The 19,639-nt window shown below is 65.0% G+C and carries 18 protein-coding genes and 1 tRNA gene; 7 read left to right on the top strand and 12 right to left on the bottom strand.

The window, feature by feature from the left end:
- Nucleotides 1–320 precede the first annotated feature (320 nt).
- The 6 genes from AC1RUR_RS38115 to AC1RUR_RS38090 are packed head-to-tail and all read left to right on the top strand — an operon-like array spanning nt 321 to nt 5,458.
- Nucleotides 321–1,028 carry a c-type cytochrome gene (locus tag AC1RUR_RS38115; protein WP_492853279.1) on the top strand — a complete coding sequence of 236 codons (708 nt, stop codon included), beginning with the start codon at nt 321–323 and terminating at the stop codon, nt 1,026–1,028.
- Between the two features lie 8 nt (nt 1,029–1,036).
- A complete protein-coding gene (locus tag AC1RUR_RS38110; protein ID WP_492853278.1) occupies nt 1,037–2,278 on the top strand; it encodes a cytochrome c in 1,242 nt (413 codons plus the stop codon).
- 19 nt (nt 2,279–2,297) lie between these two features.
- Nucleotides 2,298–2,474 (top strand): hypothetical protein, encoded by a 177-nt coding sequence (locus tag AC1RUR_RS38105; protein WP_188103317.1) that lies wholly within the window; start codon nt 2,298–2,300, stop codon nt 2,472–2,474.
- The gene (locus AC1RUR_RS38100) at nt 2,471–3,034 is read left to right on the top strand and encodes a cytochrome C oxidase subunit II (protein WP_492853275.1); all 564 of its coding nucleotides are present in this window, start codon (nt 2,471–2,473) and stop codon (nt 3,032–3,034) included. Before AC1RUR_RS38105 ends, AC1RUR_RS38100 begins: the two co-directional genes overlap by 4 nt.
- Nucleotides 3,021–4,643 carry a b(o/a)3-type cytochrome-c oxidase subunit 1 gene (locus tag AC1RUR_RS38095; protein ID WP_492853273.1) on the top strand — a complete coding sequence of 541 codons (1,623 nt, stop codon included), beginning with the start codon at nt 3,021–3,023 and terminating at the stop codon, nt 4,641–4,643. The genes AC1RUR_RS38100 and AC1RUR_RS38095 overlap by 14 nt, the downstream gene beginning before the upstream one ends.
- Nucleotides 4,643–5,458: a c-type cytochrome gene (locus AC1RUR_RS38090; protein WP_492853271.1), complete on the top strand. Its 816-nt coding sequence runs from the start codon at nt 4,643–4,645 to the stop codon at nt 5,456–5,458. The genes AC1RUR_RS38095 and AC1RUR_RS38090 overlap by 1 nt, the downstream gene beginning before the upstream one ends.
- A 108-nt stretch (nt 5,459–5,566) precedes the next feature.
- Here AC1RUR_RS38090 and AC1RUR_RS38085 read toward each other — a convergent pair whose 3' ends face one another.
- Together AC1RUR_RS38085 and lipA are read right to left on the bottom strand one after the other, a co-directional pair.
- Nucleotides 5,567–6,049: a type II toxin-antitoxin system RatA family toxin gene (locus tag AC1RUR_RS38085; RefSeq protein WP_492853270.1), complete on the bottom strand. Its 483-nt coding sequence runs from the start codon at nt 6,047–6,049 to the stop codon at nt 5,567–5,569.
- A 6-nt stretch (nt 6,050–6,055) separates the two neighbouring features.
- On the bottom strand, nt 6,056–7,012 hold the full coding sequence (lipA, locus tag AC1RUR_RS38080; RefSeq protein ID WP_492853269.1) for a lipoyl synthase: 957 nt from the start codon (nt 7,010–7,012) through the stop codon (nt 6,056–6,058).
- Nucleotides 7,013–7,142: 130 nt separating this feature from the next.
- Here lipA and AC1RUR_RS38075 point away from each other — a divergent pair, with 130 nt between their 5' ends.
- Nucleotides 7,143–7,745 carry a DNA-3-methyladenine glycosylase gene (locus AC1RUR_RS38075; protein WP_492853268.1) on the top strand — a complete coding sequence of 201 codons (603 nt, stop codon included), beginning with the start codon at nt 7,143–7,145 and terminating at the stop codon, nt 7,743–7,745.
- A gap of 2 nt (nt 7,746–7,747) precedes the next feature.
- Here the strand turns inward: AC1RUR_RS38075 and AC1RUR_RS38070 are convergent, their stop codons facing one another.
- The 10 genes from AC1RUR_RS38070 to AC1RUR_RS38025 form a co-directional block, all read right to left on the bottom strand.
- Nucleotides 7,748–10,624, bottom strand: coding sequence for a valine--tRNA ligase (locus tag AC1RUR_RS38070; protein ID WP_492853267.1), 2,877 nt, complete (start codon nt 10,622–10,624; stop codon nt 7,748–7,750).
- Nucleotides 10,625–10,752: 128 nt separating this feature from the next.
- A complete protein-coding gene (locus tag AC1RUR_RS38065; protein ID WP_492853266.1) occupies nt 10,753–11,514 on the bottom strand; it encodes a PopZ family protein in 762 nt (253 codons plus the stop codon).
- Between the two features lie 308 nt (nt 11,515–11,822).
- On the bottom strand, nt 11,823–13,208 hold the full coding sequence (locus AC1RUR_RS38060; protein ID WP_492853265.1) for a TolC family outer membrane protein: 1,386 nt from the start codon (nt 13,206–13,208) through the stop codon (nt 11,823–11,825).
- A 207-nt stretch (nt 13,209–13,415) separates the two neighbouring features.
- Entirely contained in the window at nt 13,416–14,078 is a 663-nt protein-coding gene (locus tag AC1RUR_RS38055) for a protein-L-isoaspartate O-methyltransferase family protein (protein WP_492853263.1), read from the bottom strand.
- 140 nt (nt 14,079–14,218) lie between these two features.
- Nucleotides 14,219–14,398 (bottom strand): hypothetical protein, encoded by a 180-nt coding sequence (locus AC1RUR_RS38050; RefSeq protein WP_492853262.1) that lies wholly within the window; start codon nt 14,396–14,398, stop codon nt 14,219–14,221.
- A gap of 218 nt (nt 14,399–14,616) precedes the next feature.
- Nucleotides 14,617–14,691 (bottom strand) — tRNA-Asn (locus AC1RUR_RS38045).
- A gap of 139 nt (nt 14,692–14,830) precedes the next feature.
- A complete protein-coding gene (locus tag AC1RUR_RS38040) occupies nt 14,831–15,199 on the bottom strand; it encodes a hypothetical protein (protein WP_492853260.1) in 369 nt (122 codons plus the stop codon).
- A gap of 210 nt (nt 15,200–15,409) precedes the next feature.
- On the bottom strand, nt 15,410–17,107 hold the full coding sequence (locus AC1RUR_RS38035) for a flotillin family protein (protein ID WP_492853259.1): 1,698 nt from the start codon (nt 17,105–17,107) through the stop codon (nt 15,410–15,412).
- 23 nt (nt 17,108–17,130) lie between these two features.
- A complete protein-coding gene (locus tag AC1RUR_RS38030; RefSeq protein WP_492853257.1) occupies nt 17,131–17,790 on the bottom strand; it encodes an OB-fold-containig protein in 660 nt (219 codons plus the stop codon).
- A 10-nt stretch (nt 17,791–17,800) separates the two neighbouring features.
- The gene (locus tag AC1RUR_RS38025; RefSeq protein ID WP_492853256.1) at nt 17,801–18,964 is read right to left on the bottom strand and encodes a PspA/IM30 family protein; all 1,164 of its coding nucleotides are present in this window, start codon (nt 18,962–18,964) and stop codon (nt 17,801–17,803) included.
- Nucleotides 18,965–19,639 lie beyond the last annotated feature (675 nt).

Genomic DNA, 19,639 nt, shown 5'->3' with positions numbered 1-19,639 from the left:
GTGCAGCCTCTTGTAGCGCAACCTTCGCACAGTGGACCGTGGGTGCCCGGCCGGCACCCGGTCTTCCCTGCGCCCTCTGACACAAGAGGGCGACACGACAAGGCAAAGCTCGGGCGAGGCAAGCCGCGAGACTGCAGCGTCATGTTTGCTTTTAAAAAAGCACGCAAATCTTGTCGAAATCGATCAGGATCGCAAATGTGCAGGCGTGACCAAACGTCATTGCACCTGCCTGAACTTGCGCGGGAAAATATTGGCGCAATAATGCGCCTCTACGTTGTGATCCGGAATCAACCGGATCAACCTGATGGAGGGCGACGAAAGTGTTCGCTCGCGCCGCGGCCTCGGCCGCCGTCATCGTCACTTTGGCCCTTTTTGATGGTGTGGCCGCACAAACGGCCAACCAGCCGCCCGATACGATGGCGGCGCGGGTGGAAGCGTGCACGCCCTGCCACGGCAACAAGGGCGAAGGTACCAGCGACGTCTATTTTCCGCGCCTTGCCGGCAAGCCCGCCGGCTATCTCTACAATCAGCTGCTCGCCTTCCGCAGCGGCCGGCGCAAATACCCGCCGATGAACTATCTGCTGGAGTTTCTGCCCGATCCGTATCTGGAGGCGATGGCCGAATATTTTGCAAGCGAGCATCCGCCGCTGCCGCAGCCCACGCCGAGCGAAGTCAGCAAGGACGTCCTCGCGCAAGGCGAGCTGCTTGCCACCAGCGGCGATGCCGGCCGCAACATTCCGGCCTGCGTCAGCTGCCACGGCCCGGGTCTCACGGGCATGCAGCCGGGTATCCCCGGTCTGCTTGGCTTGCGCGCCGCTTACATCAGTGCGCAGCTCGGAGCCTGGCGCTACGGCACGCGCACGGCGAAATCGCCCGACTGCATGCAGCTCGTCGCCGGCCATTTGACCGAGGCTGATGTCACCGCCGTTGCAGCCTGGCTCGCGACGCGGCCAGCGCCCGCCAACCCGGCTCCCGTACCGAAGGGCACCTACGCGCTGCCCTTCGGCTGCGGCAGCCAGCCCAATTGACGAGGCGGATGATGGGCTCAAGACTGTCGATCATGCTGCTCGCTCTTGCCGCGCTCACCACGGCTGCGCGGGCGCAGGACAAGAGCAGCGACGTCATCGCGCGCGGCGAATATCTCGCCCGCGCTGGTGACTGCACCGCCTGCCACACCGCGCCGGAGGGCCGCCTGTTCGCCGGCGGCCGTGCCATGCCGACGCCGTTCGGCACGCTCTACACCTCCAACATCACGCCCGATACGGAGACCGGCATCGGCAAGTGGAGCGCCGACGATTTCTACAAGACCATGCACAGCGGCCGCTTCCCGGATGGCGGGCTGATCTATCCGGCGATGCCGTTCGCCTCCTACACAAAGGTCACGCGCGCCGACAGTGACGCGATCTTCGCGTATTTGCGCTCGATCCCGCCGGTGAACCAGAAGAACCGGCAGCACGAGCTGCGCTTCCCCTACGACAACCGCCAGCTCATCCTCGGTTGGCGCACGCTGTTCTTCAGCGAGGGCGAGTTCAAGCCGGATCCGAAGAAATCGGCGGAATGGAATCGCGGCGCCTATCTGGTCGAGGGCCTCGGCCATTGCGGCATGTGCCATTCGCCGATCAACGCGCTCGGCGGCACCTCGCAATCGGACGCCTTCAAGGGCGGCCTGATCCCGATGCAGAACTGGTACGCGCCCTCGCTCACGTCAAACCGCGAGGCGGGGCTCGGCGACTGGAGCATCAAGGACATCACCGACCTGCTCCAGACCGGCGTCTCCATGCGTGGCGTGGTCTACGGGCCGATGGCCGAGGTCGTGCACAACAGCCTGCAATATCTCAACGACGAGGACACCCGCGCCATGGCGGTGTACCTCAAGAGCATCGCGGAGCCCTCGCCTCCGCCGCCGGCAAGCTCGGCGCTGCCGACCAGCGAGAGCAGCCTGCTGATCTGCCTCGGCAAGACCGTCTACGACAAGAACTGCGCGAGCTGTCACGGCGCGCAGGGCGAAGGCAGGCCGCCGCACTGGCCGCCGCTCGCCAACAACCAGTCGATCGAGATGCAGTCGGCAGTCAACCCGATCCGCATGGTGCTCAATGGCGGTTATCCGCCGGGCACCAAGGGCAACCCGATGCCCTACGGCATGCCGCCGTTCGCAGGGCTCCTCTCCGACAACGAGATCGCCGCCGTCGTCTCCTACATCCGCACCGCCTGGGGCAATCGCGGCACGCCGGTTTCGGCGCGCGAGGCCAACGAGCTGCGCTCCGCACCGCTGAACTGAGAGGCGCCAGAGATCCATCATGTTCAATTCCGATCCGCCGACTAGCCCAGCCGCCGCCGACCAGGCCGTCGAGGAAGTCGTTGCGCAAGGGCCGTCCGGTGCGATCGTGCTCGCCGGCATCGCCACGGCCTGCGTGGTCGCGATGTGGCTCGCCTTCTATCTGTTCGTGTTTCTGCCGCGCGGGCCACTGCAATGAGCGCAGAGGGCACCCACGGCAGCGTCGAGGTCGCGGCCCGCGTCGAGCGGCGCTGGGCCACCATTGCCGTGATCATCATCGTGATGATGGCGCTGCTGGCGGCCTTCGCCGGCATCCACCGCGCGACCATGCCGCAGCCGCGCGTCGAGACCACCGATCCATCGCGAATTCATCTCACCGGTGAATTCGTCGAGAGCAATCTCGGCAGCGTGCTGGAGGCCAACGGCAACGTGACGGTGCGCGCGATCGGCCAGCAATATTCCTTCACGCCGGCCTGCATCCTCGTGCCCGCGGACACGCCGATCACGCTGCGCGCCACCAGCGCCGACGTCGTGCACGGCATCCTGATCCAGGGCACCAATGTCAACACCATGCTGGTGCCGGGTTACATCTCCGAGCAGTTGATGCGCTTTAGCAGGACCGGCGACTATCTGATGCCCTGCCAGGAATTTTGCTCCTTTGGCCATGAGGGCATGTGGGGCAAGGTCAAGGTGATCGACAAGGCCGACTTCGCGGATCGCGCGAAGGCTGGCGGGAGGCTGAGCTGTGTTGGTCAATAGGAAGCTCATCCTCGCCCATTTCTGGCTGGCCTTCGCGGTATTCGTCTTTGCGCTGACGCTCGGTGCCTGGCAGATGTTCATCCGCAGCCCGATCGGCACATGGCTCTCCAATCCCGAGCTCTACTACCGTTCGCTGACCGCGCACGGCACGGTGATGGGCTACGTGTTCCCGACCCTGGTCGCGATGGGCTTTGGCTACGCCATCAGCGAGTCCGCGCTGGAGCAGCGCCTCGTCGGCGTACGCTGGGCCTGGGCTGGGTTCTGGCTGATCGTCGCCGGCAGCATCATGGCGCTGATCCCGATCGCTTTGGGGCGCGCCTCCGTGCTCTACACGTTCTATCCGCCGCTGATCGGCAATTTGTTCTACTATCTCGGCGTGGTGCTGGTCGTGGTCGGCTCCTGGATCTGGGTCGCGCTGATGTCCGTCAATCTGCGCGTCTGGCGCAAGGCCCATCCCGGCGCGCCGGTGCCGCTGGCGATGTTTGCCAATGTCGCGGGCTCTTACTTATGGGCCTGGACCGCGGTCGGCGCCGCGCTCGAGCTGCTGCTCCAGATCATCCCGGTCGCGGCGGGCCTGAAGGCCACAATAGATGCCGGTCTTGCCCGCATCTTCTTCTCCTGGACACTGCACGCCATCGTCTATTTCTGGCTGATGCCGACCTACATCGCCTATTACACCATCGTGCCGCGCGCGATCGGCGGCCGGGTCTATTCCGACTCCATGGCGCGGATCTCGTTCATCCTGTTCCTGGTGGTGGCAATGCCGATCGGCATGCACCACACCTTCGCCGATCCGCAAGTCGGCGCCGGCTTCAAGTTCATCCATTCGGCCTTCACCGCGCTGGTTGCGCTGCCGACGCTGCTGACGGTGTTCACGATCTGCGCCTCGGTCGAGATCGCGGCGCGGCTGCGCGGCGGCCGCGGCCTGTTCGGCTGGATCAGGGCCCTGCCCTGGGACAATCCGATGATGCTGGCGCTGGCATTCTCGTTCGTCATGCTGGGCTTCGGCGGCGCCGGCGGCCTCATCAACATGAGCTATCAGCTCGATGCCTCCATCCACAACACGCAATGGATCACCGGCCATTTCCATCTGATCTTCGGCGGCGCCATCGTGATCATGTATTTTGCCATCGCCTATGATCTGTGGCCGCATCTGACAGGCCGCGAGCTGATCGATATCCGCCTGATCCGCACACAGCTCTGGCTGTGGTTCATCGGCATGATCGTGACGACCTTCCCCTGGCACTGGGTCGGCATTCTGGGCATGCCGCGCCGCATGGCCTATTTCGACTTCGGCGATCCCGCCATCGCGCCCCAGGCGCTCTCGGTCACGCTCTCGGCGATCGGCGGCTTCATCCTGCTGACGTCGGGCATCATGTTCATCGTCATCCTGGCCCGTGGCACGCGCGCGCCGCATGTTGACGCCGGCCCCTATCGCTTTGCGCTCGCCGTGCATGAGCCGACGACAGTCCCGGTGGCGCTCAATACCCACGCGCTGTGGGTCGCGCTGATGATCGCGCTCACCCTCACCAATTACGGCTATCCGATCCTGAATCTGGCACTGAGTGAAGGCACCTCGGTGCCGGCCGTCTATGTGGGAGCACAGTGATGAGCGCCCGCGACCTCTTCACGTTCAGTAACCGATATTTCACAATCGGCGTCGGCGTCATCGCCGGAATCCTCGTCGTGACGGCGGTTGCCGGCTTCATCGTGCTGCCTTTCGCGCAGCCCTGGGTCCAGTTCGCCAATGTCTGGGACGCGATCTGCAGCGCCGCCGGCGTGCCGCAGCGCGCTGCGAATGTCACAGCGCCCAAACCGACAAAACGCCTGTCGGAGGTCGTGCTGACCTCGCACACGCTGTCGCGTCCAAGCCAGGAAGCGATTGGCCGTGGCGCCACGCTGGCGCAGCGCTGCGCCATCTGTCACGGCCCAACCGGCATCAGCCGCGCGGACTCGCCCAATCTCGCCGGACAATATGCCGCCGTGATCTACAAGGAGCTGCACGACTTCCGCTCCGGCGCGCGCACCAATGCCGTGATGTCGCCGTTCGCCGTCAACCTGACCGACCAGGAGATCGCCGATCTCTCGAACTATTACGCCTATTTGCCGCGACTGCCGCCCTATCACCCGACGCCGCAACTGCCGAAGCCCAACATCGTCATCTACGGCGCACCGATCCGCGGGATCGCGCCGTGCGGTGCCTGCCACGGCAGCCTCGACAACAAGACCGGCAGCCCATGGCTGGAGGGACAGTCCGAGGCCTACATGAAGGCCCAGCTCCAGGCCTTCGCGTCAGGCGAGCGCCGCAACGACATCAGCCAGCAGATGCGCAACATCGCGCGCGCGATGACGCCGCAGGAGATCGAGCAGGCCGCCGCGTACTACGCCTCGCAGCCGCCGGATGTGGTGAAGGCGGTGGATTGAGCTCCACCGTCATTGCGAGCGTAGCGAAGCAATCCAGAATCTCTCCGCGGAAAGACTCTGGATTGCTTCGTCGCAAGGGCTCCTCGCAATGACGGCAGAGAGCACGCCTTACGACGACGCCAGCTTCGGCCGGCCGTAGATCGCGTCCGCACGCTTCTCGAATGCGGTGGAGAACCGTGCGAAGGCGGCGTCGAACATCGAGCCCATCAGCATCGCCAGCATGCGGCTCTTGAATTCGTAGGCGAGGAAGAATCCGACGTCGCAGACGCCATGGCCCTCGCCTTGGCCCTTGGGCTCGAACGTCCAGCGGTTTTCGAGATTGCTGAACGGGCCTTGCAGATATTCGACGAGAATTTTCAGATTGGCGCGGTCGAGCGTCACGCGGCTGGTGAAGGTTTCCTTGACCAGCTTGAACGACACCGTCATGTCGGCAACCAGCACCTCGGTGCCGTCGGGCTTCGCCATGCGCTGGCGCACTCTCAGCGCGCTGCAAAGCGGCACGAATTCCGGGTAGCGCTCGACGTCGGCGACCAGATCAAACATCTCGGATGCGCTGTGATTGACACGGCGCTTGCTCGAAAATTTGGGCATAGCGGTTCAGCGGGCGTTAGCTGCCCGTGCGGCCTTCAGTCTCGCAAAATCCTCGCCGGCATGATGCGACGAACGGGTGAGCGGGCTCGCCGACACCATCAGGAAGCCCTTGGTGTAGGCGACCTTCTCGTAGGACGAAAATTCGTCCGGCGGCACATAGCGCATCACCGCGTGGTGCTTGCGGGTCGGCTGGAGATATTGCCCGATGGTCAGGAAATCAACGTCAGCCGAGCGCAGGTCGTCCATCACCTGCTGCACCTCATGGCGCTCCTCGCCGAGGCCGACCATGATGCCGGACTTGGTGAAGATGGTGGGATCGAGCTCCTTGACCCGCTGCAGCAGCCGGATCGAGTGGAAGTAGCGCGCGCCAGGCCGCACCGTGAGATAGCGCGACGGCACGGTCTCGAGATTGTGGTTGAACACGTCGGGTCTGGCCGCGACGACGATCTCCAGCGCGCCTTCCTTGCGCAGGAAGTCCGGCGTCAGGATCTCGATCGTGGTCGATGGACAAGCCGCCCGGATCGCGCGGATGGTCTGGGCGAAGTGCTCGGCGCCGCCGTCGGCGAGATCGTCGCGGTCGACCGAGGTGACGACGACGTGGGCGAGCCCGAGCTTCGCGACGGCCTCGGCGACGTTCTGCGGCTCGGCCGCATCCAGCGCGTTGGGCATGCCGGTCTTGACGTTGCAGAAGGCACAGGCCCGGGTGCAGGTGTCACCCATGATCATGAAGGTCGCGTGCTTCTTGTCCCAGCACTCGCCGATGTTCGGGCAGCCTGCCTCCTCGCACACCGTGTGCAGGCCGTTGGCGCGCACGATGTTGCGGGTGTCGGCATAGCCGCGGGTATTGGGCGCGCGTACGCGGATCCAGTCCGGCTTCGGCGGCGAAGCGGAATCGGGCCTGTTCACCTTTTCGGGGTGGCGTGGGCGCAGCGGGTTCGAGATGGTATCGACAATAACGACCATGGGGTGTCCGGTCTGTTCAGGTCCTACCTAGTCGGTCTGGCCCGGCATCGCAACCCGGCTCGCCCCGCTTCAGGGAACATGGCAGATATGGGCAATATCCTGCTCTGTTCTCTGGCGATTCTCACCTCGAATGGCTCCAACCTCGAAGACTTCTATTCCGCGGCTCGGCAAGGCCCTGACGCGCGCCTTCTTTGGCCGCAGCGTCCGCGAGGTCGCGCATGACCTGATCGGCGCCACCATGCTGGTCGATGGTGTCGGCGGCCTCATCGTCGAGGTCGAGGCCTATCATCATACCGAGCCGGCGGCACACTCCTACAACGGCCCGACGCCGCGGAACCAGGTGATGTTCGGCCCGCCCGGCTTTGCCTATGTCTACCGCTCCTACGGCATCCACTGGTGCGTCAATTTCGTCTGCGAGGCGGAAGGCTCGGCCGCGGCTGTGCTGATCCGCGCGCTGGAGCCGACGCATGGCATCGCCACGATGCGTCGCCGCCGCCATCACCAGGACGTGCACGCGCTGTGCTCGGGCCCCGGCAAGCTGACCGAAGCACTCGGCATCACCATCGCGCACAACGCCCTGCCGCTGGACCGGCCGCCGATCTCGCTGCATGCGCGGACGGAGGATTTCGAGGTGGCGACGGGCATCCGGATCGGCATCACCAAGGCGGTCGAGCTGCCCTGGCGCTATGGCGTCAGGGGCTCGAAATTCCTCAGCAAGCCGTTTCCGAAGTAGCTCTACGACGCCTGCTTCAGCCGCTCGAGCGCCTCGAGCAGCTTGGCCCTGCGCGCCAGCGCCGCCTCGCGCTTTTCGCGCTCCTCCTCGACGACCTCCTCGGCCGCGTTGGCGACGAACTTCTCGTTCGCCAGCTTGGATTCGGCGCGCTTGATGTCGGCGTCGGCCTTGCCGATCTCCTTGTCGAGGCGCGTGCGCTCGGCGGCGACGTCGATCACGCCCTTCAGCGGCAGCGCGGCCACTTCGCCACGCACCAGCAGCTGCACCGCACCGTCGGGCGCGCGGTCGGCGAAGGAGATGTCGGACAGGCGGGCCATGCGCTTGACGATTTCGGTCCAGCGCGGCGCGCGCTCCTTGGTTTCAGTCGAGGCGCCCACGAGCACCAGCGCGGTCAGCGTCGCCGGCGGGATGTTCATCTCGGCGCGCACCGAGCGGATCTGCGTGACGAGGTCGATCACCCAGCCGATCTCGGCTTCCGCCTTGGGATCGGTAAAGTCGGCGTGGTCGAAGATCGGCATGACCAGCATCGGCGACATCAACGGCTCGGCCGGTCCGGTGGCCGCGGCGAGCATCGCGAGTTGCTCCGGCGTCGGCTCGGCCGGCTTCAGCGGCCATTGCGCCAGCGCCAGCAGGCCGTCGCGCTTGGCCGTCACCTCCCACAGCTCCTCGGTAATGAAGGGCATGAAGGGGTGCAGCAGTTTCAGGATCTCGTCGCGCGCCCAGGCGACCATGGCGCGGGTCTCGTCCTTGGCCGGGCTGTCCGGGCCGAGCAGCACGGGCTTGGCGAGCTCGACATACCAGTCGCAGTAGACGTTCCAGACGAAGCGGTAGATCGCGCCGGCCGCATCGTTGAAGCGGTAAGCCTCGATCGCCTCGGTCACCTCGCGCGTGGTGTGCGCGCTCTCATGCGCGATCCAGCGGTTCAGCGTCTCCTTGGCCTTTGCCGGCTCGAAACCGTCGGGCACGACGCAGTGGTTCATCTCCGCGAAGCGCGACGCATTCCAGAGCTTGGTCGCGAAATTGCGGTAGCCCTCGACGCGGCTGGTGGCGAGCTTGATGTCGCGGCCCTGCGCCGCCATCGCGGCCAGCGTGAAGCGCAGCGCGTCCGCGCCGTATTCATCGATCAGGTTGAGCGGATCGATGACGTTGCCCTTCGACTTCGACATCTTGGCGCCCTTCTCGTCGCGGACGAGGGCGTGGATGTAGATCGTCGAGAACGGCACCTCTTTCATGAAGTGCAGGCCCATCATCATCATGCGGGCGACCCAGAAGAAGATGATGTCGAAGCCGGTCACCAGCGCATTGGTGGGGTAATAGCGCTGCACCTCGGGTGCGTCTTCGGGCCAGCCGAGCGTCGAGAACGGCCACAGCGCCGAGGAGAACCAGGTGTCGAGCACGTCTTCATCACGCGTGATGAAGCCCTCGCGCTTGTTGCGGTCGAGCGCCATCTCGCGGCCCTGCTCGGCCGTGATGACCTCCTGCTCGACGTAATAGCCGAGCGCGTGGCTGATCGCCTCCTCCTCGGTCTCGGCGACGAACACCTTGCCGTCGGGTCCGTACCAGGCCGGGATCTGATGGCCCCACCAGAGCTGGCGCGAGATGCACCAGGGCTGGATGTTCTCCATCCATTCGAAATAGGTCTTTTCCCAGTTCTTCGGCACGAAGCTGGTTTCGCCCGAACGCACCGCCGCGATCGCCGGCTTGGCCAGCGTCTTGGCATCCACGTACCACTGGTCCGTGAGATAGGGCTCGATCACGCTGTTCGAGCGGTCGCCATGCGGCACCATGTGGGTGTGCGGCTCGATCCGCTCGACGAAGCCGAACGATTCCAGCCGCTCGACGATGCGCTTGCGCGCAGCGAAGCGGTCGACCTTGTTGAACTCCTCGGCGAATTGCGCGGCGCCTTCCGGCAGGTCGCGCAAATAGTCCTCGTTGTCGAGCAAATCGAGGCAGCCTTCCTTGTCGAGCACGCTGATGCGGCGCAGGCCGTGGCGATTGCCGACCTCGAAATCGTTGAAGTCGTGCGCCGGCGTCACCTTGACCGCGCCCGAGCCCTTCTCGGGATCGGAATAGTCGTCGGCGACGATCTGGATCTTGCGGCCGACCAGCGGCAGGATGACGTTCTTGCCGACCAGCTTCTGATAGCGCTCATCGTCGGGATGCACGGCGACGCCGGTATCGCCGAGCATGGTCTCCGGGCGCGTCGTGGCGACGACGATGAAGCTCGAGGGATCCTCGGGGCTGAAGGTCTTGCCCTCGATCGGATAGCGCAGATACCAGAGGCTGCCCTTGACCTCGGTCTGCTGCACTTCGAGATCGGAGATCGCGGTCAGCAGCTTGGTGTCCCAGTTCACCAGCCGCTTGTCCTTGTAGATCAGGCCGTCGCGGTGCAGCTCGACGAACACCTTGATGACGGCCTTGGACAGGCCCTCGTCCATGGTGAAGCGTTCGCGAGACCAGTCGCAGGAGGCGCCGAGCCGCTTGAGCTGGTTGATGATGGTGTCGCCGCTCTCGGCCTTCCACTGCCAGACCCGCTCAAGGAACTTCTCGCGGCCCATCTCGCGGCGGCCGGGCTGCTGGCGCTCCATCAGCTGCCGCTCGACCACCATCTGGGTGGCGATGCCGGCATGGTCGGTGCCGGGCTGCCACAGCACGTCGCGGCCGCGCATGCGCTCGAACCGGCACAGGATGTCCTGCAGCGTATTGTTGAGGGCGTGGCCCATGTGCAGCGAGCCCGTCACGTTCGGCGGCGGGATCACGATGGTGAAGGGCACTGCGTCGCGGCGGTCGGGGCGGCCGGCCTTGAAGGCAAGGCTGTCCTCCCACACCACGGACATGCGGGCTTCGATATCGGCGGGCTGGTAATTTTTCTCGATCATGGGGCTGCTAGAAAGCCGCGCGCGGGGGGCAAGTCAACGAAAAGGTCAACGCAAACGGGCTTTCCGGCCCGGTCTGCGAACCGAATGTGACGCACAAGCAGGGCTTTACGAGGGCCCAGCGGCCCGCTCTACCTGCCGCCGCGCGAGACCCGCTCGATTTCGGCCTTCACGATGCGTTCAACCAGCCCCGGCAAATTGTCATCGAGCCAGGACTTCAGCATCGGCCGCAGCATCTCCTTGACCAGGTCCTCCAGCGTTCGCGCATTGCTGCTGAGCACTGTATGGGCCAGGGAGTTGAAGGCGGATTCGACCGCGGAGACGGTCGATTGCGCCAGAATCGGCTGCTGCGGCGGCACCGGCGGGGCATCGAAGTCCACCGGCGCGTAGGATGGCGGCGGCGGCGCCGGACGTGGCGGGGGCGATTCGGCAAATTCCAGATCGTCGCGCGGCTCGACCTTGCGGAAGCTCGGTGGCGGCGGAGGCGGCGTCGGCTCCGGGTCCATCGCCATGTCGTCGGTCAATTCGAGCACATCGGGTTCCGGCTCAGGCTCGGGCTCCGGGGCACGGACCTCGGGCGCAGGCGTGGCTGCGTCGAGCCCCGCCAGCAGCGCGTCGATATCGTCCTGGTTGTTGGACGCATCCGCCGCAGGTGCGGGCGGCGGGGGCGGCGCCGGCTTTGCGGCCGGCGGCGGCGCGGGCTTCTCGGCGGCAGGCTTGGCGGGGGCGACCTTGGATGGCGGAATGTCGTTCATCGGCTTCGGCGCCGCGGCCTTCTCGGGCTTCGCGGTCTCTGCCGGCGGCGGCTTGGCCTCATCGTCGGCAATGATGCGCCGGATCGAGGCCAGAATCTCCTCCATCGAGGGTTCTGTGACCTTTGCAGGCTGCGTCATCTCCGACTCCACATCATCAACGCCCTCGCATGCGTTGTTTTACACCAAGCACGACAGGATTGGCCGGTTCCGCAACGGACGCCCCGACATTTTCGTCGCGGCAGGCCGACTTGTCCCCAGATCACGGCTCAACGTGCGGCGGTGCGCCCCTGCCCTCGGCACTCAAGCTTTACGCACACGACATCGAATGCGGGGCGAATCGACCTGCATCTTCTTGGCAAGGCTATGTCAGGGATTTTGACGATTGCAAGCAAAGCACCGGTCGGCGTCGGCAGTTCGCGCGAGGCCGACCGGATGACTACGGGACTTCAGCGCCCGTCAGGCGTGCGCACGCCGCCCCAGCTGTCGCGGACCTGGTGGTAGTGGACGCTAGCATCGTAGACCGTGGTCGCAAGTCCGAGCACCTGAGGCGCCAGGCGGCCGACGGCGGCAAGGACGTTATAGGATGCAACGACACGGTCGTGCTGCGCGGTCACCAGCGCGACGCGCGCATTGACCAGCGCCTGCTGCGCGTTGAGCACGTCGAGCGTGGTGCGCTGACCGGCCTTGGCCTCTTCGCGCACGCCGTTCAGCGCAATCTCGGACGCCGTCACCTGCGCCTGCGCCGACTGGACCTGCGCCTTGCCGGCCTGCAACGAACCCCACCATTGCACCACGGTCGCACGGGTCTGGTCGCGCGTCGTTTCGAGGTTGAGACGCTGCTGCGCCAGGTTTTCCTTGGACTGGCGGATCAGCGCATATTCAGTGCCGCCCTGATAGATCGGCACAGAGAGCTGAGCGGTCGCGGCGGCGCTGAACGAGCGCAACTGAATCAAGGACTGTTCGTTGGCCTGCGTGGCCGAGGCCTGGATGGTAAGCGTTGGCAGCAACGCACCTTCGGCGACCTTGACCTGCAAGTAGTTGACGTCGATGCCATACATTGCGGCCGTGACGTTGGGATGCTCGACCAAGCCGAGCTCGACGGCGGAAGCGAGCGTCGTCGGCAGGAAGCGGTCGACCGGCGAGCCCGGCGCGAGGTTCGCCGGCTCGTTGCCGATGATGCGGCGGAAGTTCGCCCGCGTGGTGGTGAGATTTGCTTCGGCAGTCAGAGCCTGAGTCCTGCCGGCAGCCAGCTGGGCTTCCGATTGCGCGACGTCGGTGCGCGTGACTTCGCCGACATTGAAGCGGTCACGAGTCTGCTTGAGCGTTTGCTCAAGCACCCGCACGTTGCTGCGCTGGACTTCCAGCGTGGCCGAGTCGCGAAGATAGTCCATATAGGTCGTGGCGGCCTGGAGCAGCACGCTTTGATCCAGGCTGCGCAGCGCCTCGCGCGAGCCAGAAACCTGGCTCTCTGCGACGCGCGTTCTGTTGGCAGTCTGATTACCGTTGTAAAGCGTCTGCGAAGCCGTAATTCCGGCGCTGCGAGGCATGGTGGTTCCGTGGATTGAATTGCTACCCACGCCACTCTGCAGATCCTGATATTGATAGCTACCGCTCGCCGTCAGCGAGACCTTGGGCCGATAGCCTGACAAGGCCTGAGGCACGTTCTCGTCGGTCGAGCGCACCTGGGCGCGCTGTGCGTTGAGCTGAGGATTGTTCTGATAGGCGCGCACCAAGGCGGCCTCGATCGTATCCGCCAAGGCAGGCGTCGGCCCGGCAAGCGCCAGCACCAAGACCGAAACCGCAGCTCCGGTGAAGAGCTTCACCCCATGCATCCCAAAATTTCCGTTCATTCTAACGCCCAGCTCGTGCCCGCGAGCTGGGTTTACCGTCTACCGAGTGGAGTCGTTGCCCCGCAGCAACATAGGACGCGGATTGGCGCGACGGAACTACCTGAGGGGCGTTCTCGGTCGAAACTCTTCACGTGCAGCATCCCGGCCACACTTCTGATTCAGAACGGGATTTTAACGGGCTTTGGGCCGTCAGAAGACGAAGGCGGCGGCCCGTTCCAGGCCGGGGAGCACCGGGGCAGCGGCATCAAACAGCGCCCGATGGCCGAATTCGCCGTGGGTATGGGTCACGATCATGGCCCGCGGCGGCCTTGATTCGGCTGACACCCCGACCAGGCGCCCGCCCTCCTTGAGCTGCCCGAGCAGCCCTTCCGGCGTCACTTCGACGGCGCCGTTGAGGATGATCACATCATAGGGCGCGGCAGAGGGATCACCCTCGGTGCAGGGAGCGGCCTTGCAAGTGACATTGGCCAGCCCAAGGGCGGCGAAGGCGTCCTTGGCCTTCGCAGCCAGGGCCGAATCGCACTCGGTCGCGGTGACCTGCCGCGCGATCTTTGCCGCCAGCGCGGCGAGGTAGCCGGTGGCACAGCCGACCACCAGCACGTTGTCGCCTTCGCCGATCTCGGCGGCCTGGAGCAGCTTGCCGGTCAGCTGCGGCTTGATCAGGAATCGCTTGCCGCCGCCCTCGCTCACATCGAGGTCGAGGTCGAGATAGGCCAAGGCCTGCCGGCTGGCCGGCACGAAGGCCTCGCGCGGGACCGCGAGCATGGCGTCGAGAACACGGCGATCAGTGACGTCGTTGGTGCGCACCTGGCCATCGACCATTTTGAGGCGCGCGGTCGAGAAACCGGACATTTGCGGACCCTGAAATGCGGACGATGCCGCGGACGAAAGTTGCCGGCATCTTTGGAACATGCCCGGCAAAAACGCAACATGGCCGTTGGCCTCCGCAGGCCAACGCCTCCGCTACTCGCCGCAACAGGGAGCTGGATGGACTATTCGATCGTCACCGCGAGGCGGCCGATCAGGGCGGCGACCTCGTCCAGCCGCGCCGAATCGGGCGTCTCGACCGCGCGTGCAAGGCGGGCGATGCATTCGTCGTCGCTGAGCACGGGAACATCGGCCGGCAGAATCGAGGGAGCCAGTTGGGCGCGGTCGATCTGGATATCGGGCATGGGGAATCAGCTCCGTAAGAGTCCGGCCCTGCAAAGCTCGATTTGAATTAAGTCGATTTGTTGCCAGCCGCGCGGGAGCGAAGCTGCGATCGGGACACGTTTGCTTGAACAACGATTCTGCGTGGGATTCGGGCGTACACTGTCTTCAGAGCTGGCCTGAGCGACATCGCACACCGCATCAAGGCGCGACCACAAAATCTTGAAAATGCAGCGGAATTTGGCTCCCCGGGCTGGATTCGAACCAGCGACCATCCGATTAACAGTCGGATGCTCTACCGCTGAGCTACCGAGGAAAAAGCGAACCGTTCGTTCGCGCGCGGCTGCGTATAACAAAGCCGCTTGCGCTTGCAAAGGACGAATTCGTCATCTTCCGCAACGCACCTGAGGAAGGGGCCGGACGGCCCCTCCTCCGGGCCCTGGTCAGGCAGAAAACTATTCGGCGACGAAGGACGTGGTCTTGGTGCCGGAATCGTAGCGCAGCCGAAGCGCGGTGAACTTGCAGAGGTTGACGTTCTTCCAGAGCACGGCCTCGTCGTAGTTCTGCCAGTCGACGCGGATGTTCCAGACGCATCCATCGTCGTCATCGTCGAACTCGACATAGGTGCTCGCCTGGTTCTGCAAGACCTTGTCGAGTTCGTTGTCCCATTCGTCCAGGCCATCGTCCGGCGCGTTGAAGCCCAGGAACTTGATGGCATAGCCGGTCTCGTTGACGACGGTGACGTTGCGGGCGTCAGCCGCAAATGACGGCGCAGCGGCGATCGAGACACCGATCGCGATCAGTGCAGACAGCAAATACTTCATGTGAAATTCCCTTGATCGAAACAGGCTTCGGCGCCTGGCGTCGATCGGCGCAGGCGCCGCGGCAACAAATGGAGTTGCCTCCGAACAGTCGTCCGGAGCGTGATCGAAAGGTTCAACACGCCTCGATCAGCACTCCGGAGCTGTGCGCGACGCGAGACGCGCACGGGAATTTCTTATCGTTTCGAATTCTCCGCAGCAATGAACGGGCATTCATAGATCGGCGGTGTTTGTCTTCTCCGGCGTGGGCGCCGGCACCGCGGCACCGTTGCTCTTGCCCGTCACGGCGCCGACCAGCGCCTTCACGGGATCGTCGCCGGGCGCAAAGCCGCTCTGGCGCAGGATCTCGTCGATCATCGGACGCAGCGCGTGCACCTTGAGCAGCTCGCCGGCGAGGCCTTCGCCGAAGCCGACATTGCCGCCGGCGCCGCTGCCGTTGCCGCCGAACGCGCCGCCGGTGTGCAGGATGCGGACGTCCTTGAGGTTGGCGATCGGCTTGACCATCTCGGCGAGTGCCGACGGCATGGTCTCGATCCGCTTCTTGGCGAGCTCGAAGTCGATCACGTTGCTGCCGAGCTTGTTCTGCGCCTCGTTCTTGAGCGTGATGATTGCAGCCTCGGCCTCGCCGATGTTCCTGACGCCGACGGCCTTGATCTTGTTGGACTCGGCTTCGGCCGTGGCCAGCGTCGTGGTGGCTTCGGCGCGGTCGAGCGCGGCCTTCTTCTCGGCCTCGGCCGCGACGATCACCTCGGTCGACTTGCGCTCGGCCTCGGTGCGCGCGGCGAGCACCTGGGTGAGACGGGCACGGTCGGCGACCTCGACCGCGCGTGCGGTCACCACCTTTTCCTCCGCGGAGACGGCGATCGCCTCGGCCGTCTTGGCTTCGGCGACGGCTTCCGATGTCTGCTTGCTCTTGGCGGCGATCTGGATCTCGTTCTCCTGCGTGGCGATCTGGATCTCGCGCTGCGCGTCGGTCTTGCGCTTGTTGATGGCGAGATCCGACTCGATCACCGCGGTCTCCTTGACCTGCTTGGCGCCGGCCTCCTTCTCGGCCACCGCCCGGTCGGTATCGATGCGGGCGTTCTCCTCGGTGAGGCGCGCGGTCTGCGTCGCCGTCGCGACTTCAGCGCGCGTGCTCGCGGTCTTGTTGGCGATGTCGCGTTCCTGGGACAGCTCGGCCTCTTTCTTGGTGCGCTCGATGGTCAGGGTCTGCTGCCGCGCCTCCAGGTCCTTCTGCGCGATGGCGACCTCGTTGTCGCGCACGATCGAGTTGCGGTCGCGCCGGCGAGTTTCGGTCACCGTCTTCAATTGGGTGAGACCTTCGGCGTCGAAGAAATTCTCCGGGTTGAAGAATTTGACGTCGGTCTGGTCGAGCTTGGTCAGCGATACCGATTCAAGCTCGAGCCCGTTCGATTTCACGTCGGACTCGACGGTGGATTGCACGTGCTTGACGAAGTCCGAGCGCTTCTCCTGAAGCTCCAGGATGGTCATGGTCGCCGCGACGGAGCGCAGGCCGTCGACGAATTTGGCCTCGACCTGGTTGCGCAGCGCCTCGGCGTCGTTGGTCAGCGCGCCCAGGGTCTGGCTGGCCAGCGCGATGCTCTCCTCGTCGGGGCGGACGCGCACGTAGAACTCGGCGACGATGTCGACGCGGAGGCGGTCCCTGGTAATCAGCGATTCCCGCTCCTTGCGCTCGACGGTGAGCCGCAGCGTCTTCAGATTGACGTTGGCATAGGAGTGGAAGATCGGCAGGATCATGGCGCCGCCGTCGAGCACGACCTTCTTGCCGCCGAGGCCGGTGCGCACGAAGGCCTCGTCGCGGGTGGCGCGCTTGTAGAGGATGGTGAAGACGATCCCGAGGACGACGATCAGCGCGACGCCGATCATGGCCGGGACTGCGATGTCGAACATGACTTTCTCCAATAAATGACTTGCTAGCTGCTTAGAGTAGGTTTCGACGGTTTGAGTTCATCGTCGGCCTTGACCGCCACGAAGCGGGTGCCATCGCGATCGACCAGCAGGACCATGGTTCCCTGCTCCAATGGTCCGGATGCGGGCGCCGCGACCGCCCAGACGAAGTGCCTGTTCCCGTGGACGTCGGCGACGCTGACGCGGCCGGGCGGCCCCTGATCGAGCGGGCCGATGACGACCTCGCCGACGCGGCCGACGAGGTCTCCGAGGCCGACGGCGTAGCTTTCATCCTTGGGAATGGCCCGCGCGATGGCGCGGCTGGCGACGCGGACCAGCGGAACCGATACGGCGACAGCCCCGATCGAGGCGATCGTTGCCGGCAAGGGACCGGCGACCATCCGCGCGATATCCTGGATCAGGAATCCGGTGATCGAGAAGGCACCGAGCACCAGCAGCAGGAAAATCAGCAGCGGCACGCCGCCGACATTGATCCAGGAGATGGCGTTGATCACGCCATTGTCGCTGGGATGACTGAAATCGATGCTGGTGCCGAGCATCTCGCTCAGGGAAGCCCCGACCAGCATCGTGACCACCTCGAGCGAGCCGACGATGACGATCATGGCCGCCGCGATCGCGAACGGCCTGACCTCCGGCGACATCACATGTTCGAGCAGTGCGCTCATGACACATCACTCAGGAGCGCGACTTCAACCGCGCCAGCCTCGCTGCAATCTCCTTGTCGCGATGCAACGTGCTGAGCTCGTCGATGTCGCTTGAGAACGGAATGGCCGCCGGCACGCCGGTGGCGCGCGCCACCGCCCTGCCCGCGCGCAGTGCCTTGGCGGCCGCCGCGGCACCGCCGGGCTTGCGGGGCGACGTGGAGGCCTGGTGGCTGGCGTGGGCCTCGCTCTTTTCGAGATCGGTGCGGCGCTGCTCGGCATCTTGCAATGCCGACAGCACGGCGCGCAGCGACGTCACACACTGCTCGATCTTCTCGTTGTTCTCGTCGATGGCGCGGGAGAGCACCTCGAACTGCGCCTCCAGATCCATCTGCCGCGCGATGCCGGCGCGCGCGAGATCATCGCGGTTTTCGGCGATCACGCTCTCGATCTTGGCCGTGAGATCGGTCATCTCGCGCTCGATCTCGGTGCGCCGGGCGTTGAGGCGGTATTGCTCGGCGCGCGCGGCTGCGAGCGCCTCGCGCGCCTCGCTTTCGGCACGCTCGATCTCGCGGATGGCCTGCCCGACCACTTTCAGCTTGTTCTTGCCTTCCGCCTGCTCGATCGCGTCATAGGCGATCCCGGCGATCAGGCGCCCGACCCGGGACAGGAAGTTGTCGGGAGCGGCAGCGATGGTATCCATGGCGTTCTCCTCCTCTGGCAGATTGTTCGGCGTGACGCCGTAGTGAACTTCAAAGCCGTCGTCGGTGCGGATGAGGTGTGCGGGCACGCTCTGCCCCCAGCCTTCGGCATAACCGGCGTAGTCGAAGGGAACGCTGAAGCGCCCTTGCACGGTCGCAATCGAAATGGTGGCGGGCCCCTTGATCTTGGCGAGCTTGTCGTCGAGCGGCAGGCGGCGCCCTTGCGCGGCGCGATAATCGGCCCGGTCACGCAAGCCCAGCGTCACCAGCCGCGACGGCAGTGCGGTTTCTTTCCGGATCGGCTCATAGGCATGGGCGTGAAGCAGGACCACGTTGGAACCCACATTATGGGTCCGCGCGACCTCATCCAGGATCTCCATCATGCGGTCATAGGCCTGGAACGTCGCCTCCATGGCGGCCTTGGCGGCCGGGTCAGGGGCAAGCCTGTAACGCAGCGCGGATGGCGCGTTTCGGGGCGACTGGCTCATCGAAAGCACTAAAGCACCATTTTGGTGCTTTTGGAAGAGGAAGCTCGATCACGTTCCACTGATCCTTGTGCACTCTGTCGGTTAGTCGCTGGCCGCGGACGGCGCGTTCAACACCGGCAATCACCCCTAGATCACAGTCGATCAAGACTTCCTGCACGCGCGGGTTGCAATTTGAGGCGAAATGGAGGGAGCTTTCGGCGATCCGCCACTCTCGTGTCCCGGACAAGCTGCAACGCCGAAGGCGTTGCGGCGCAGAGCCGGGACCCAGGGGGCCGCACCGTAAGCTGCTGCACGGGCCCCGGCTCTGCAGCGCACCGCTGAAGAAGCGCTGCGCTGCGTCCGGCGCACGAGAGTGATGTTGACGCGCTCGCTCTCTCCACGCCGTCATTGCGAGGAGCCCTTGCGACGAAGCAATCCAGAATCTTTCCGCTGAGGGATTCTGGATTGCTTCGCTGCGCTCGCAATGACGGAGTGTGCGGCAACGCCGCTCTTCGTCAACGCGCATCTCAGCTCGCAGACACACCTTCGCATCCTCGCGGCTTGTCTCGCCCGAGCTTTGCCTTGTCGTGTCGCCCTCTTGTGTCAGAGGGCGCAGGGAAGACCGGGCGCCGGCCGGGCACCCACGGTCCACTGTGCGAAGGTTGCGCTACAAGAGGCTGCACAGCGGCATACAGGTGAAGCCCA

The sequence above is a fragment of the Bradyrhizobium sp. GW821-FHT12B03 genome (assembly GCF_058807535.1).
Note: the sequence above shows the minus strand (reverse complement) of the source record. Positions and strands in the feature narration are given on the sequence as shown.

Bases quoted from the DNA above. Each gene is read 5' to 3' on its own strand.
- AC1RUR_RS38110 (WP_492853278.1), top strand. From the start codon at position 1,037: ATGATGGGCTCAAGACTGTCGATCATGCTGCTCGCTCTTGCCGCGCTC.
- AC1RUR_RS38105 (WP_188103317.1), top strand. From the start codon at position 2,298: ATGTTCAATTCCGATCCGCCGACTAGCCCAGCCGCCGCCGACCAGGCC.
- AC1RUR_RS38100 (WP_492853275.1), top strand. From the start codon at position 2,471: ATGAGCGCAGAGGGCACCCACGGCAGCGTCGAGGTCGCGGCCCGCGTC.
- AC1RUR_RS38090 (WP_492853271.1), top strand. From the start codon at position 4,643: ATGAGCGCCCGCGACCTCTTCACGTTCAGTAACCGATATTTCACAATC.
- AC1RUR_RS38085 (WP_492853270.1), bottom strand. From the start codon at position 6,049: ATGCCCAAATTTTCGAGCAAGCGCCGTGTCAATCACAGCGCATCCGAG.
- lipA (WP_492853269.1), bottom strand. From the start codon at position 7,012: ATGGTCGTTATTGTCGATACCATCTCGAACCCGCTGCGCCCACGCCAC.
- AC1RUR_RS38075 (WP_492853268.1), top strand. From the start codon at position 7,143: ATGGCTCCAACCTCGAAGACTTCTATTCCGCGGCTCGGCAAGGCCCTG.
- AC1RUR_RS38070 (WP_492853267.1), bottom strand. From the start codon at position 10,624: ATGATCGAGAAAAATTACCAGCCCGCCGATATCGAAGCCCGCATGTCC.
- AC1RUR_RS38065 (WP_492853266.1), bottom strand. From the start codon at position 11,514: ATGACGCAGCCTGCAAAGGTCACAGAACCCTCGATGGAGGAGATTCTG.
- AC1RUR_RS38060 (WP_492853265.1), bottom strand. From the start codon at position 13,208: ATGCATGGGGTGAAGCTCTTCACCGGAGCTGCGGTTTCGGTCTTGGTG.
- AC1RUR_RS38055 (WP_492853263.1), bottom strand. From the start codon at position 14,078: ATGTCCGGTTTCTCGACCGCGCGCCTCAAAATGGTCGATGGCCAGGTG.
- AC1RUR_RS38050 (WP_492853262.1), bottom strand. From the start codon at position 14,398: ATGCCCGATATCCAGATCGACCGCGCCCAACTGGCTCCCTCGATTCTG.
- AC1RUR_RS38040 (WP_492853260.1), bottom strand. From the start codon at position 15,199: ATGAAGTATTTGCTGTCTGCACTGATCGCGATCGGTGTCTCGATCGCC.
- AC1RUR_RS38035 (WP_492853259.1), bottom strand. From the start codon at position 17,107: ATGTTCGACATCGCAGTCCCGGCCATGATCGGCGTCGCGCTGATCGTC.
- AC1RUR_RS38030 (WP_492853257.1), bottom strand. From the start codon at position 17,790: ATGAGCGCACTGCTCGAACATGTGATGTCGCCGGAGGTCAGGCCGTTC.